This window comes from Marinomonas aquimarina, assembly GCF_900089755.1.
In the GTDB taxonomy this organism is placed as follows: domain Bacteria; phylum Pseudomonadota; class Gammaproteobacteria; order Pseudomonadales; family Marinomonadaceae; genus Marinomonas; species Marinomonas aquimarina.
Genome location: NZ_FLOC01000014.1, coordinates 102,065 through 116,893, shown reverse-complemented (window position 1 = coordinate 116,893; position 14,829 = coordinate 102,065). Strand labels below are relative to the sequence as shown.

The 14,829-nt window shown below is 46.7% G+C and carries 11 protein-coding genes; 9 read left to right on the top strand and 2 right to left on the bottom strand.

Going from position 1 to position 14,829, the window contains the following annotated elements; translation table 11 throughout:
• Positions 1–181: 181 nt before the first annotated feature.
• The gene (gene gltA / locus MAQ5080_RS12495) at positions 182–1,465 is read right to left on the bottom strand and encodes a citrate synthase (RefSeq protein ID WP_067210829.1); all 1,284 of its coding nucleotides are present in this window, start codon (positions 1,463–1,465) and stop codon (positions 182–184) included.
• Between the two features lie 569 nt (positions 1,466–2,034).
• Here gltA and sdhC point away from each other — a divergent pair.
• The 9 genes from sdhC (at position 2,035) to sucD (ending at position 13,647) form a co-directional block, all read left to right on the top strand.
• A complete protein-coding gene (gene sdhC / locus MAQ5080_RS12490; RefSeq protein ID WP_067210826.1) occupies positions 2,035–2,412 on the top strand; it encodes a succinate dehydrogenase, cytochrome b556 subunit in 378 nt (125 codons plus the stop codon).
• Positions 2,406–2,753, top strand: coding sequence for a succinate dehydrogenase, hydrophobic membrane anchor protein (gene sdhD / locus MAQ5080_RS12485; protein WP_067210823.1), 348 nt, complete (start codon positions 2,406–2,408; stop codon positions 2,751–2,753). Before sdhC ends, sdhD begins: the two co-directional genes overlap by 7 nt.
• A gap of 3 nt (positions 2,754–2,756) precedes the next feature.
• On the top strand, positions 2,757–4,529 hold the full coding sequence (gene sdhA, locus MAQ5080_RS12480; protein WP_067210819.1) for a succinate dehydrogenase flavoprotein subunit: 1,773 nt from the start codon (positions 2,757–2,759) through the stop codon (positions 4,527–4,529).
• Positions 4,530–4,541: 12 nt separating this feature from the next.
• Positions 4,542–5,246 carry a succinate dehydrogenase iron-sulfur subunit gene (locus MAQ5080_RS12475; RefSeq protein ID WP_067210816.1) on the top strand — a complete coding sequence of 235 codons (705 nt, stop codon included), beginning with the start codon at positions 4,542–4,544 and terminating at the stop codon, positions 5,244–5,246.
• 353 nt (positions 5,247–5,599) lie between these two features.
• Positions 5,600–8,437 carry a 2-oxoglutarate dehydrogenase E1 component gene (locus tag MAQ5080_RS12470; RefSeq protein WP_067332974.1) on the top strand — a complete coding sequence of 946 codons (2,838 nt, stop codon included), beginning with the start codon at positions 5,600–5,602 and terminating at the stop codon, positions 8,435–8,437.
• Between the two features lie 31 nt (positions 8,438–8,468).
• Complete coding sequence (odhB, locus tag MAQ5080_RS12465) at positions 8,469–9,995, top strand: 2-oxoglutarate dehydrogenase complex dihydrolipoyllysine-residue succinyltransferase (RefSeq protein ID WP_067210809.1); 1,527 nt, start codon at positions 8,469–8,471, stop codon at positions 9,993–9,995.
• An 82-nt stretch (positions 9,996–10,077) separates the two neighbouring features.
• Positions 10,078–11,517: a dihydrolipoyl dehydrogenase gene (lpdA, locus tag MAQ5080_RS12460; protein ID WP_067210806.1), complete on the top strand. Its 1,440-nt coding sequence runs from the start codon at positions 10,078–10,080 to the stop codon at positions 11,515–11,517.
• Positions 11,518–11,605: 88 nt separating this feature from the next.
• A complete protein-coding gene (gene sucC, locus MAQ5080_RS12455; protein ID WP_067210802.1) occupies positions 11,606–12,772 on the top strand; it encodes an ADP-forming succinate--CoA ligase subunit beta in 1,167 nt (388 codons plus the stop codon).
• A gap of 2 nt (positions 12,773–12,774) precedes the next feature.
• Positions 12,775–13,647, top strand: a complete 873-nt coding sequence (sucD, locus tag MAQ5080_RS12450) for a succinate--CoA ligase subunit alpha (protein ID WP_067210799.1) — start codon at positions 12,775–12,777, stop codon at positions 13,645–13,647.
• Positions 13,648–13,898: 251 nt separating this feature from the next.
• Here sucD and MAQ5080_RS12445 read toward each other — a convergent pair whose 3' ends face one another.
• A complete protein-coding gene (locus tag MAQ5080_RS12445) occupies positions 13,899–14,801 on the bottom strand; it encodes a LysR family transcriptional regulator (RefSeq protein ID WP_156496577.1) in 903 nt (300 codons plus the stop codon).
• Positions 14,802–14,829: the final 28 nt, after the last annotated feature.

Genomic DNA, 14,829 nt, shown 5'->3' with positions numbered 1-14,829 from the left:
TTGAGTAAACGTTGAGTTGTCCGAAAAGGAATGAAGTTCATCGATACTAAGTAAGAGCTGTTGAATAGACACAAAAAAATCCGATTAAGAATGCTTAATCGGATTTTCTGGGGCTATTCAATTAAATTCAATCCTTAAGTGAACAGCATTAGCCTATGGCCGCTTTTTTTAGAGCTGTTACTTACTTATCTGTTGGGTATTCACGTTCAGTGTGACCCACGTAAAGCTGGCGTGGACGGCCGATTTTGTAGGCGCCACCAATCATTTCATTCCAGTGCGAAATCCAGCCAACGGTACGTGACATGGCAAAGATTACGGTGAACATAGACGTTGGAATGCCGATCGCCTTCATGATGATACCTGAGTAGAAATCTACGTTCGGGTATAGCTTACGTTCAACAAAGTAAGGGTCTTCTAGAGCGATTTGCTCAAGACGCTTAGCAATTTTCAGCATAGGATCGTCAGACTGGCCGAGTTCTGCAAGGACTTGATCACAGGTTTCACGCATCACTTTGGCACGTGGATCGAAGTTCTTGTAAACGCGGTGGCCGAAGCCCATTAGACGGAACGGATCGTTCTTGTCTTTCGCTTTGGCGATGAACTCGTCGATGTTTGACTCATCACCGATTTCTTCCAGCATGGTTAGTACTGCTTCGTTCGCACCACCGTGAGCAGGGCCCCAAAGCGTTGTGATGCCGGCTGCGATACAGGCGAATGGGTTAGCGCCAGAAGAGCCTGCCAAACGTACTGTAGAAGTCGAAGCGTTTTGCTCATGGTCCGCGTGTAGGATAAAGATGCGGTCCATAGCTTTGGCGAATACAGGGTTAACTTTGTATTCTTCACATGGTGTTGCAAACATCATGTGCAGGAAGTTTTCTGCGTAGCTAAGGTCGTTACGTGGGTACATGGTCGGTTGACCTTTAGAGTACTTGTAACACATTGCTGCAAGAGTTGGCATTTTTGAAATCAAGCGGAATGCAGCGATTTCACGGTGCTTAGGATCAGTGATGTCCATGTGATCTTGGTAGAACGCAGACATCGCACCCACTAGACCTACCATTACTGCCATTGGGTGAGCATCGTTGCGGAAGCCATCTAGGAACTTCTGCATCGATTCTGACACCATGGTGTGGTTTTTAACTGTTACTACGAATTCTGCTTTTTGCTCTGCTGTAGGCAGTTCTCCGTATAGAAGTAGGTAACACGTTTCTAGGTAATCTGAGTGTTGTGCTAGATCGGCAATTTTGTAACCGCGATGTAGAAGCACGCCTGCGTCACCATCGATATAGGTGATTGCAGATTCACATGAGCCAGTAGACATGAAGCCAGGATCATAAGTAAAGACGCCATGAGAACCTAATGTTCTTACATCTATCACGTCTTGTCCTGCAGTGCCTGTTAATACAGGAAGTTCAATCGTTTGATCGATACCGTCTACCGTTATGCGAGCTTTTTTGTCAGCCATTTTTGGTCTCCTTCGTACTCTGGTCCGGGGGCAAAGAGCCTTGAATTAGCTCTCCTGGCCCAGAAGGTGCGGAAAAAATACTTTCTTAGGGGTTACAAAGTCAATTAGACAAATTTTTTACTGCTTAATAGATCCTAGTAATTTCTTTGTAAATTTGTAACAAGATTGTGGGGGTGGGGTGCACGAAATTCACTCTATTTTTTGTTAAGTTTATGATTATTAAGAGTTATGTAGTAATTCTGGAAGGGTAGAAAACTGTAATTTTATACCATTATTGCTTTTGTTTATGGCTCCATTCATTTTGTGAATGACGACCATCAGAAAGCCTGCGTTCTGTCTATTTGTCTTAGGTTTTTGGCCTAGTCTATAATTGCGACCCGATGATTTCATTGATTTGTCGGTGTTATTTGGCAAGTTTGAGTCGCATGTGCCAATGTCGCTTGCAAATCGATGGGATTTTCAAGGAGGCCTATGTAAACCTTTTGTACGTTTTTAAACGTAGGATAAAGGTGACAATAGAATTTGGGTCGTGATTGACCATTCAATCAAATAAAATGGTGTAAAGAGTCGTGAACAAAAAAAGACCAGTCAACCTTGATATTTCCACAATATCAATGCCCGTAACCGCAATTGTCTCTATCCTTCACCGTGTGACCGGTATCATCCTATTTGTAGGCTTGGTATTCCTGTTCTACGCGTTTGATATGTCATTGTCTTCACAGCAAGGTTTTGATCAAGTGGTAGAGGTGCTACAAAACAATTTTCTAGCAAAATTTGTCGTTTGGGGTGTCGTTTCAGCGCTGATGTACCACTTCGTAGCGGGTGTTAAGCACTTGTTTATGGATATGGGACATTTCGAAGAACTTGAAAGTGGCCGCATGGCGGCGAAAGCGAACCTAGTGATCGCTGTTGTTCTGATTCTACTAGCAGGGGTATGGATATGGTAACTCAAATTACTAGCTTTGGCCGTTCAGGTCTGTATGACTGGATGATGCAGCGTATTTCTGCATTGGTTTTGGCGGTATACAGTGTCTTTATTATCGCTTACTTGCTACTTAATCCAGGGCTAACGTACGAACAGTGGAGTGGTTTATTTGAAATGACTTCAATGCGTATTTTCTCTCTACTTGCGTTGCTATCTGTTGGTATCCACTCATGGATCGGCTTGTGGTCAATTTCAACTGACTACATCAAAGCAACAGGCGTTCGTTTCTTCTTTCAATCTCTATGTGGCTTAGTAATGTTTATCTATGTCGTATGGGGTGTTCAGGTTCTTTGGGGGCTGTAAGTAATGGCTAATATTCGTACTATTTCTTTTGATGCCATTGTAATTGGTGGTGGTGGCGCAGGTATGCGTGCGGCACTTCAGTTGACTGAATCTGGTTTAAACACTGCGTGTGTCACAAAAGTATTTCCAACTCGTTCACACACTGTATCAGCGCAAGGTGGTATTACTTGTGCGATCGCAAGTGAAGACCCAAATGACGATTGGCGTTGGCACATGTACGATACCGTTAAAGGTTCTGATTACATCGGTGACCAAGACGCTATCGAATACATGTGTTCTGTAGGTCCACAAGCGGTATTTGAGCTTGAGCACATGGGTCTACCATTCTCTCGTAAAGAAAATGGCCGTATTTACCAACGTCCTTTTGGTGGTCAATCAAAAGACTTCGGTAAAGGTGGTCAAGCAGCACGTACTTGTGCCGCAGCGGACCGTACCGGTCACGCACTGCTACACACGCTATACCAAGCTAACTTAAAAGGCGGTACCACATTCTTCAACGAATGGTACGCGGTTGATTTGGTGAAAAACTCTGAAGGCGCAATCGTTGGTGCCGTTTCTATCTGTGTTGAAACGGGTGAAGTGGTTTACCTTAAAGCGAAAGCGACTGTGCTAGCGACAGGTGGTGCTGGTCGTATTTACCAGTCTACAACTAACGCACACATTAACACTGGTGACGGTGTTGGTATGGCGCTTCGTGCTGGCGTGCCAATGCAAGACATGGAAATGTGGCAATTCCACCCAACCGGTATTTACGGTGCGGGTACGCTTGTTACAGAAGGCTGTCGTGGTGAAGGTGGTTACCTAATCAACAAAGACGGCGAACGTTTCATGGAACGTTACGCACCAAACGCGAAAGACCTTGCTGGTCGTGACGTAGTGGCACGTTCAATGATTCTTGAGATCCTTGAAGGTCGTGGCTGTGGTGAAAATGGTGACCACGTACTTCTAAAACTGGATCACCTAGGTGAAGAGACGCTAAACAAACGTCTACCAGGTATCCTAGAGCTTTCACGTACCTTTGCGCACGTTGATCCAGTGAAAGAGCCGATTCCAGTGGTACCAACTTGTCACTACATGATGGGTGGTGTACCGACAAATATCGGTGGTCAAGCGCTATTGCAAAATGATGCAGGCGAAGACGTTATTATCCCAGGCCTTTACGCTTGTGGTGAGATCGCGAGTGTATCGGTACACGGTGCTAACCGCTTAGGTGGTAACTCGTTACTAGACTTGGTGGTATTTGGTCGTGCGGTAGGTCTACAGGTTAAGAAATCTCTTGATGAAGGTTTCGACTCAATGGCCGCTAGTGACACTGACGTTGAAAAAGCGATGTCTCGTCTAAATCGTCTTAACAGCTCAACGGGTGGTGAATCGGTTGCTGAAGTTCGTGCAGAGCTTCAGAAAATCATGCAGCTATACTTCGGTGTATTCCGTGAAGGTCCTTCAATGCAGAAAGGTCTTGAGCAGCTTAAAGAGCTTCGCAAGCGCGTTGAGAATCTACACCTTGAAGATAAGAGCCAAGCATTTAACACAGCACGTATTGAAGCGCTTGAGCTTGAGAACTTGCTAGAGGTTGCGGAAGCAACGGCGATTCCTGCGGAATTCCGTAAAGAGAGTCGTGGTGCGCATGCTCGTAATGACTTTACTGAACGTGACGACGAAAACTGGTTGAAACACTCACTGTTCCATCCAGCAACGAAGAAAGTGACCCAGCGCGATGTGAACTTTGCGCCGAAAACTATGGAAGCTTTCCCACCGAAAATTCGTTCATACTAAGGAGTTATGTCGATGTTAGTGAGTATCTATCGTTACAATCCTGAGAAGGACGACGCGCCTTACATGCAGGATTTTGAAATCGAGCTGCCAGCAGGTAAAGACTTGATGGTGCTTGATGTGCTGAACCTACTTAAAGCACAAGATCCAAGCATTTCTTACCGTCGCTCATGCCGTGAAGGTGTGTGTGGTTCTGACGGTATGAACATGTCTGGCAAAAACGGTCTAGCGTGTATTACGCCAGTGTCGGCAGCGGCGAAAAACAACAAGCTTGTGCTGCGCCCACTACCAGGTCTACCAGTGGTTCGTGACCTAGTTGTGGACATGGGCCAGTTCTACAAGCAGTACGAAAAGATCAAGCCATTCTTGATCAACGATACGCCAGCGCCAGCGATTGAACGTTTGCAGAGTCCAGAAGAGCGTGAGAAGCTTGATGGTCTATACGAGTGTATCTTGTGTGCATGTTGTTCAACGGCTTGTCCGTCTTTCTGGTGGAACCCAGACAAGTTCATCGGTCCATCTGGTTTGCTTCAAGCTTACCGTTTCTTGGCCGATAGTCGTGATACAGCAACGCAAGAGCGTCTAGGTGATCTTGATGATCCATTTAGCGTATTCCGTTGCCATGGCATCATGAACTGTGTCAACGTATGTCCTAAAGGTCTGAATCCGACTAAAGCGATCGGTAATATTCGTACCATGCTGATTCAGCGTGCGACCTGATATTTGAAAGACCCGTACTGTTTTTATAATGGTACATCGCAAAGCAGCTTCTATAGAATAGAAGCTGCTTTGACACCGGTTTCCAGCGCAACATTGAAACCATACATAATATGAGTTGCGAAGAATTTAGTTTTTCATGACAGGGAATATCTGTACGTGAAAAAACACTAAATAGCCCCATTTATTACTGAGAAGTAAGGCAGCTGTGCTTTAAAATTGGACTGTTTAAGTGTCGTTTAGTAAAAAAGTAAATAATAACCTGGCGACTATTCACTGATTAGTTTAACCAGAATGAAAATTTGAGTTATCGCGTCACGGTGATAGCTGGCTCGAACATAAAAGGGTGATCGAGAATGCATGAAAGTTTGATGGAGTTGCTATGGAGCACTTCTCACTTTTCAGGGGGCAACCTTGAATATGTTGAGGGGCTGTTTGAGAGCTACTTAGTTGACCCCAACTCAGTATCGGAAGAATGGCGGAAATGTTTTGATCAGTTGCCGAGAGTTAGTGAAGCGCAGTCAACCGATCTTCCTCACTCCGTTATTCAACAACAATTCTTAGAACTTGGTAAAAACAAGTTCCGCAATATTCCTGTTTCTACAGGTGTCGCAGCTAGCTCAGAGCACGAGCAAAAGCAAATCAACGTTCTTCAACTTATTAACGCTTACCGCGTTCGAGGCCATCAACACTCTAATCTGGACCCACTTGGTTTGCAGAAACGAGAAAAGGTTGCTGACCTTGATTTAGGTTTCCACCAATTAACCGGTGCCGATCTAGATACTTCTTTTAATACTGGCTCACTATTTTTCAATCAAGAAAACATGCCGCTTAAGGACATGATTGCTGAGCTAGAAAAAACTTACTGTGGCTCCGTCGGCTATGAATTCATGCACATTGTTGATACCCAAGAAAAGGCTTGGTTGCAGCAACGTGTGGAATCGGTACGTTCACGCCCAGATTATTCAGAAGAAACTCGCAAAGCATTGCTTGAGCGTTTAACGGCAGCAGAAGGTCTAGAAAAATACCTAGCCAGCCGTTACCCAGGTGCGAAACGTTTCGGCCTTGAGGGTGGCGAAAGCTTGATCCCAATGGTGAACGAACTGATTCAACGCTCTGGTGCACTAGGCGCCAAAGAAGTGGTCATCGGTATGGCTCACCGTGGTCGTCTAAACGTCTTGGTGAACACCTTAGGTAAGAACCCTAAAGACCTGTTTGACGAGTTCGAAGGTAAGAAGCTTGTCAATACATCTGGTGACGTAAAATACCACCAAGGTTTCTCATCTAACGTGATGACAGCAGGCGGTGAAGTTCACACTGTACTAGCGTTCAACCCATCTCACCTTGAGATCGTTTCTCCGGTAGTCGAAGGTTCGGTACGTGCTCGCCAAGATCGTCGCCAAGATAAGACAGGTAAGACGGTTGTGCCAATTTCCATCCACGGTGATGCCGCATTCGCTGGTCAAGGCGTGGTGATGGAAACCTTCCAGATGTCGCAAACACGTGCCTACAAAACAGGCGGTACGGTGCACATCGTAGTGAACAACCAAGTGGGCTTTACCACTAACCGTCAAGAAGACTCGCGTTCAACTGAATACGCAACCGACGTTGCGAAAATGATTCAAGCGCCAATCTTCCACGTCAATGGTGATGATCCAGAAGCCGTATTGTTCGTGACACAACTGGCACTGGATTACCGTTACGAATTCGGTCGTGATGTGGTCATCGACATGGTGTGTTACCGCCGTCGTGGTCACAACGAAACGGATGAGCCATCTGGTACTCAGCCGCTGATGTACAAAGTCATCAATAAGATGAAAACCACTCGTACTAAGTACGCAGAAGCGTTGATCGCTAGCGGTATTATTAGCGAAGCGGAAACGGATGAGTTGGTGAATGAAAACCGTGAAGACCTTGATAATGGTCGTCACGTTGCGAAGAGCTTGGTGCTTGAATCCAACTCTGAGCTGTTTGTTGATTGGAAACCTTATCTAGGTGTTGAGTGGACCGATGAGGGCGATACGACTTACCCATTGGCTCAACTGCAGGATGTGGCTAAGAAAACAACGGCAATCCCTGATGGAGTTGTGGTTCAACGTCAGGTTATGAAGATCTATGAAGATCGTGACAAAATGACCGCTGGTGCCATGCCAATCAACTGGGGTTATGCGGAAACACTGGCTTTTGCAACGTTACTTGAGCAAGGTTACCCAATCCGTATTACGGGTCAGGACTCTGGTCGTGGTACGTTCTCGCACCGTCACGCTGTGGTTCATAGCCAAAAAGACGGCAGCACTTACATTCCTCTGAAACACTTGTCTGATGACCAGCCAACGCTGGATCTATACGACTCGTACCTTTCTGAGGAAGCGGTTCTTGCGTTCGAATACGGTTACTCAACCACTTCGCCAAAAGGCCTAGTCGTGTGGGAAGCGCAATTCGGTGACTTTGCGAACGGTGCGCAAGTGGTGATTGACCAATTTATTACCAGTGGTGAGCACAAGTGGGGCCGTTTATGTGGTCTGACAATGTTGTTGCCACACGGCTACGAAGGTCAAGGTCCAGAGCACTCTTCTGCGCGTCTAGAACGTTTCATGCAGTTGTGTGCGGAATACAACATCCAGGTGTGTGTACCAACGACGCCATCGCAGATCTACCACATCTTGCGTCGTCAGGCGATTCGTCCAATGCGACGTCCGTTGATCATCATGTCTCCGAAGAGTTTGCTACGCCACAAGCAAGCAATCTCTACGTTGGAAGACCTATCTGAAGGTAGCTTCAAAACGGTTCTGCCAGAAGCCGCAGAAAACATCCAGCCGGAAAATGTTAAACGTTTGGTACTTTGTAGCGGTAAGGTTTACTACGACCTTTACAACCGTCGCGAAGAATTGGCTAAAGAAGATGTGGAGATTATCCGCCTTGAGCAATTGTACCCATTCCCATACGCTGATTTTGAAGCGATCTTGGAGCCGTACAAAAATGTTGAAGAGCTGATTTGGTGTCAAGAAGAGCCTAAGAACCAAGGCGCTTGGCATGCCAACCGTCACCGTATGAGTCGTGTGTTAGACAGACTGTATCCTGAAGTGAAGATCCGCTTCGCAGGTCGTATGTCTTCTGCAGCACCTGCAGCAGGCTACATGTCCGTACACGTTGAAGAACAAGAAGCGCTGGTTAACGACGCGATTGTCGGCTAGCACCACTGCCTGTCAGAGATAAGGGTAAAAAATGAGTATTGAAATTAAAGCACCTACTTTTCCAGAATCTGTAGCGGATGGCACAGTCGCTACTTGGTACAAACAACCAGGCGAAGCATGTAAGCGCGATGAGCACATTGTTGACATTGAAACCGACAAAGTTGTGCTTGAAGTGGTTGCTCCAGCAGATGGTGTTCTAAAAGAAGTTCTAAAAGGCGAGGGCGACGTTGTCCTAAGCGCAGAGGTCCTAGCAACATTTGACTCTGGTGCAGAAGCTTCTGAAACACCTGCTGCCAAAGCCGATGCTCCGGCTGCAGCGGCCTCTGATGCATCAGCTAAAGAAACGGTTGAGATCAAAGCACCTGTATTCCCTGAGTCTGTTGCAGACGGTACCGTTGCAGCATGGCACAAACAGCCAGGTGAAGCGTGTAAGCGCGATGAACACATCGTCGACATCGAAACAGATAAAGTGGTACTTGAAGTCGTAGCGCCAGCAGATGGCGTGATCGCTGATATTGTCAAAGCTGAAGGCGATACGGTACTGAGTTCTGAAGTACTAGCCAACTTCGCCATTGGTGCAGAAGGTGGTGCGGCAGCACCAGCAGCTGCGCCTCAAGCTGCTGCACCTGTTGCAGAAGAAGCGGGTGATGAAGATGCGGTAGCGGGTCCGGCGGCTCGTAAAGCATTGGCGGAAGCAGGCCTAACAGCAGCGCAAGTAAAAGGCACTGGCAAAGGCGGTCGTATTACCAAAGAAGACGTTGAAGCAGCGGTGAAGAACAAAGCGGCAGCAGCACCTGCAGCAGCGCCTGCGAAAGCGGCTCCAGCCGCAGCGCCTGCACCATTGAGTGCTGATGGTCGTGTTGAAAAACGTGTACCTATGACGCGTCTACGTGCAACCATTGCCAAGCGTCTTGTTGAAGCTCAGCAAACAGCGGCGATGTTGACTACTTACAACGAAGTGAACATGGGCCCAGTGATGGAACTGCGTAGCAAGTACAAAGACTTGTTCCAGAAAACTCACAATGGCACTAAACTGGGCTTCATGTCGTTCTTTGTAAAAGCGGCAACTGAAGCACTAAAACGCTACCCAGCAGTGAACGCATCGATTGATGGTAACGACATGGTGTACCATGGCTACCAAGATATCGGTGTAGCGGTATCGACTGACCGTGGTTTGATGGTGCCGGTACTACGTAATACGGAAGCGATGGGGCTTGCGGACATCGAATCTGGTATCATGGACTTTGCTGTTCGTGGTCGTGAAGGCAAGTTGGGTATGGAAGATATGCAGGGTGGTACATTCACCATCACCAACGGCGGTATCTTCGGTTCCCTAATGTCGACGCCTATCCTTAACCCACCTCAAACTGCAATCTTGGGCATGCACAAAATCCAAGAGCGCCCAATGGCGGTTAACGGTCAGGTTGTGATCCAGCCAATGATGTACCTAGCGTTGTCATACGATCACCGTATGATTGACGGTAAAGAAGCGGTGCAGTTCCTTGTAACCATCAAGGACCTACTAGAAGATCCAGCACGTCTACTGCTTGAAATCTAAGTAATTGCACCCACTTCTGTGGATAAGAGAAATAACTTGCTAGGGCGCATAACGCCCTAGCAAACAACAATGGATAAACCCTATGTCTAATAAATTTGATGTTATCGTAATTGGTGGTGGCCCAGGTGGTTATGTAGCGGCGATTCGTGCTGCACAATTGGGTCTAAAAACAGCATGTATCGAAAAGTGGTTGGATAAAGACAACAATCCAAAACTAGGTGGTACATGTTTGAACGTAGGTTGTATCCCTTCTAAAGCACTATTGGATTCTTCGCACAAATACCACGATGCGAAGGAAGAATTCTCTGTACACGGTATCGGCATTGATGGCGTATCAATGGACGTGAATGCGATGATTGATCGCAAAGACAAAATCGTTAACCAATTGACTGGCGGTATCGCTGGTCTATTCAAAGCAAACGGTGTAACCAGCTTTGAAGGTTTCGGTAAGCTACTTTCAAACAAAAAAGTAGAATTCACAGCGCACGATGGTTCTGTTGAAACATTTGAAGCGGACAACGTGATTCTAGCGACTGGCTCTGTACCAGTGAACATTCCACCTGCACCACGCACGGGTGACATCATTGTTGATAACGAAGGTGCCCTAGATTTCCGTGAAGTGCCAAAACGTCTTGGCGTAATCGGCGCTGGTGTAATCGGTCTTGAGCTAGGTTCTGTATGGAAGCGTCTAGGTTCTGAAGTAGTCGTACTAGAAGCACAAGATCAATTCCTAAGCCTATGTGACCAAGATCTAGCGAAAGAAGCGGCTAAGATCTTCAAAAAACAAGGTCTAGACATTCGCGTTGGCGCTCGTGTAACAGGTAGCGAAATCAAAGGCGAAGAAGTGGAAGTGACTTACCTTGATGCCAAAGGTGAAGAGCAGAAGCAAACATTCGACAAACTAATTGTTGCCGTAGGCCGTAAGCCATTCACAGATGGCTGTCTAGCGGCAGACTCTGGTGTCAACCTAGACGAGCGTGGTTTCGTATTTGTTGACGAGCAGTGTCGTACCAACGTTCCTGGCGTATTCGCGATCGGTGATATCGTTCGTGGTCCTATGCTTGCGCACAAAGCATCTGAAGAAGGTGTAATGGTTGCCGACATCATCGCTGGCCACAAAGCGCAAATGAACTACGACTGCATCCCATCAGTTATTTACACTCACCCAGAACTTGCTTGGGTAGGTAAGAACGAACAGCAACTTAAAGCAGAAGGCGTGAACTTCAAAGTGGGTAAATTCCCATTTGCAGCGTCTGGCCGTGCTATGGCTGCTAACGACACTGATGGTTTCGTTAAGATCCTTGCTTGTGAAGAAACAGATCGCATCCTAGGCTGCCACATCATCGGTGGTCACGCGGCTGATTTGATTGCCCAAGCGGTGATCGCAATGGAATTCGGTTCAACTGCTGAAGACATCGCTCTGACAGTATTCGCTCACCCAACAGTAAGTGAAGCAGTACACGAAGCAGCGCTTGCAGTAGACGGCCACGCGATCCATATTGCGAACCGTAAACGCAAATAAAGTAATTCGATTTGCCGGCTCTTGAAGCCGGCATTTTCTGTCCACAAGACAGACTTATATCAATCATTAAGATGAGCGGAAGAATCAAATGAACCTACATGAATATCAGGCGAAACAGCTATTTGCTGAATACGGCCTGCCAGTATCTACAGGGTACGCAGTAGACACGCCAGAAGAGGCAGTAGAAGCGGCGAAGAAAATTGGTGGTGACAAGTGGGTGGTAAAAGCTCAAGTACACGCTGGTGGTCGCGGTAAAGCGGGCGGTGTAAAGCTTGTTGATTCTTTGGATGACGTAAAAGAATTTGCAGCGTACTGGTTAGGCAAAAACCTAGTAACTTACCAAACTGACGAAAACGGTCAGCCAGTTGCTAAGATCCTAGTAGAATCTTGCACCGACATCGCGAACGAATTGTACCTAGGCGCTGTAGTAGACCGTTCTACTCGTCGCGTAGTCTTCATGGCCTCTACTGAAGGTGGTGTTGAGATCGAGAAAGTAGCTGAGGAAACGCCTGAGCTAATCCACAAAGCGATCATCGATCCTCTTGTTGGCGCACAGCCATACCAAGCCCGTGAGATGGCGTTCAAAATGGGTCTGAACCCAGCTCAAATCAAGCAGTTCACAAAGATCTTCCTTGGTTTGTCGCAAATGTTCCACGACTACGACTTCGCACTACTAGAAATCAACCCTCTAGTTATCACTGACGAAGGCAACCTGCACTGTCTAGACGGCAAGATCAACATCGACAGCAACGCTGTTTACCGTCAGAAGAAAATGCAAGAGTTCCACGATCCATCTCAAGAAGATGAGCGTGAAGCCCATGCAGCACAGTGGGAGCTTAACTACGTTGCACTAGACGGTAACGTTGGTTGTATGGTTAACGGTGCAGGTCTAGCGATGGGTACTATGGACATCGTTAACCTACACGGTGGCAAGCCAGCTAACTTCCTAGACGTTGGTGGCGGCGCGACCAAAGAGCGTGTAGCAGAAGCATTCAAGATCATTCTTTCTGACAGCAATGTTAAAGCGGTATTGGTAAACATCTTCGGTGGTATCGTACGTTGTGACATGATCGCAGAAGGTATCATCGGTGCAGTTGAGCAGGTTGGTGTAGAAGTGCCTGTTGTTGTACGTCTTGAAGGTACTAACGCAGAGAAAGGCCGTGAAGTTCTAGCGAACTCTGGTCTAGACATCATCGCTGCAACAAGTCTAAAAGACGCAGCTGAACAAGTTGTTAAAGCTGCGGAGGGCAAATAATAATGTCTGTTCTAATTAACAAAGATACTAAAGTAATCTGTCAAGGTTTCACTGGCGGCCAAGGTACATTCCACTCTGAGCAAGCGATTGCTTACGGTACAAAAATGGTTGGTGGTGTAACACCAGGTAAAGGTGGTCAAACTCACCTTGGTCTACCTGTATTCAACACTGTTAAAGAAGCTGTTGAGACTACTGGTGCTGAAGCATCTGTAATCTACGTTCCAGCGCCTTTCGTTAAGGACTCTATTCTTGAAGCGGCTAACGCTGGTATCAAACTAATCGTTTGTATCACTGAAGGTGTTCCGACACTTGATATGCTTGACTGTAAAGTGAAGTGTGACGAGCTAGGTGTTCGCCTAATCGGCCCTAACTGTCCAGGTGTTATCACTCCTGGAGAGTGTAAAATCGGTATCATGCCAGGTCATATCCACATGCCTGGTAAAGTAGGTATCGTTTCACGTTCTGGTACTTTGACGTACGAAGCCGTTAAGCAAACAACGGATGCAGGCTACGGTCAATCTACTTGTGTTGGTATCGGTGGTGACCCAATCCCAGGTACTAACTTCATTGACGTACTAGAAATGTTCCAAAACGATCCACAAACTGAAGCGATCGTTATGATCGGTGAGATCGGTGGTACGGCAGAAGAAGAAGCGGCTGCATACATCAAAGCAAACGTAACTAAGCCTGTTGTCTCTTACATCGCTGGTGTAACGGCTCCTGCTGGTAAGCGTATGGGCCACGCGGGTGCGATCATCTCTGGTGGTAAAGGTACCGCTGACGAGAAATTCGCAGCGCTACAAGACGCAGGCGTTAAGACAGTTCGCTCTCTAGCGGACATCGGTGCTGGTCTGAAAGAAATCACTGGCTGGTAAGCAACGGCTTATTAGTACTGGATGTTAAAAGTCCCCGCCTAGTGCGGGGATTTTTTTGTCGCAAAGAAAACGTATTATCTGTAAAAGAGTGAAAATTGGCATGCATTCAAGACCTTGTTCCGTATGATGAAGTGAATTAAAACAATATCTTGGAATGCGTCATGAAGTTACTTGGAATCGTTATTGTCAGTGCTGCTGTGATGGATATGGGCAAACTTGCCTGGGTGGTCTCTGAGCTACCTTGTAACGTGTTATAACTTCTCACACATCCTTTCGATAAACTCGGTTACAGCTCTGACTCGGGTAGAGCGGTAATGCCTGCTCGGATACACCATCTTCAATTCCGCTGCGCCTTCATTCATCACGATATCATGGCACACTTCTACCAGTTGCCCATTTTCCACTAAACCTTTGCAATATTGATTAGGTAACATAGTGATACCTGCACCTTGTAAAACAGCCTCTCTTATTACGATGGGATCGTTGCAACTGTTTGCTCCGCTAAGATCGAGGGAATGTGATTGTCCCTTAAACTTCACCTTAAATTGGCTTTTGTGGTAGCGCGTTTCGCAAAATAGGATATGGCGCTGCAAGTCGTTAGGTATGATAGGCGTGTTGATCTGTTGACTATATTTAGGGGATGTAACCCATACCAGCTGGCTGGGATAGAGCGTTTTAACGATCAGTTCTGAGTTTTCCATAGACCCCACTATAATGGCGATATCAAGATCTTCTTTCAGCACATCTATTGGGTGTTGACTGGTTTGGATACGTAACTGAATGAGGGGGTATTGGCGCTGGAACTCAGCCAAATGGGGGGCTAGGACTTCACGGCTTAATGCTAATGGTACGCCAATATGCACGCTACCTTGAGGGGTGTGTTGCATACCACTTAACGCATGGCCCGCTTCATCGGCCAGTTGCAACACCCGCTCAGCGAATTCGAACAGGATTTGTCCCTCAGGCGTCAGGCGAATGTTTCTTGAGTTACGCTCCATTAAACGCATCTGATAGACCGACTCTAAACGAGAGATAGCCTTGCTCACCGTGGCTTTGGTCATATCTAAAGTCAGTGCAGCTTCGGACATATTGAGCAGCCGAGCACTCCAATAAAAAGCCGGAAGGTCTTTTAGGATCTGGGGATTTCGGTTCATTTTTGGAAACGCTACGTATTTTTTTAGG

Bases quoted from the DNA above. Each gene is read 5' to 3' on its own strand.
- gltA (WP_067210829.1), bottom strand. From the start codon at position 1,465: ATGGCTGACAAAAAAGCTCGCATAACGGTAGACGGTATCGATCAAACG.
- sdhD (WP_067210823.1), top strand. From the start codon at position 2,406: ATGGTAACTCAAATTACTAGCTTTGGCCGTTCAGGTCTGTATGACTGG.
- sdhA (WP_067210819.1), top strand. From the start codon at position 2,757: ATGGCTAATATTCGTACTATTTCTTTTGATGCCATTGTAATTGGTGGT.
- MAQ5080_RS12475 (WP_067210816.1), top strand. From the start codon at position 4,542: ATGTTAGTGAGTATCTATCGTTACAATCCTGAGAAGGACGACGCGCCT.
- MAQ5080_RS12470 (WP_067332974.1), top strand. From the start codon at position 5,600: ATGCATGAAAGTTTGATGGAGTTGCTATGGAGCACTTCTCACTTTTCA.
- odhB (WP_067210809.1), top strand. From the start codon at position 8,469: ATGAGTATTGAAATTAAAGCACCTACTTTTCCAGAATCTGTAGCGGAT.
- lpdA (WP_067210806.1), top strand. From the start codon at position 10,078: ATGTCTAATAAATTTGATGTTATCGTAATTGGTGGTGGCCCAGGTGGT.
- sucC (WP_067210802.1), top strand. From the start codon at position 11,606: ATGAACCTACATGAATATCAGGCGAAACAGCTATTTGCTGAATACGGC.
- sucD (WP_067210799.1), top strand. From the start codon at position 12,775: ATGTCTGTTCTAATTAACAAAGATACTAAAGTAATCTGTCAAGGTTTC.
- MAQ5080_RS12445 (WP_156496577.1), bottom strand. From the start codon at position 14,801: ATGAACCGAAATCCCCAGATCCTAAAAGACCTTCCGGCTTTTTATTGG.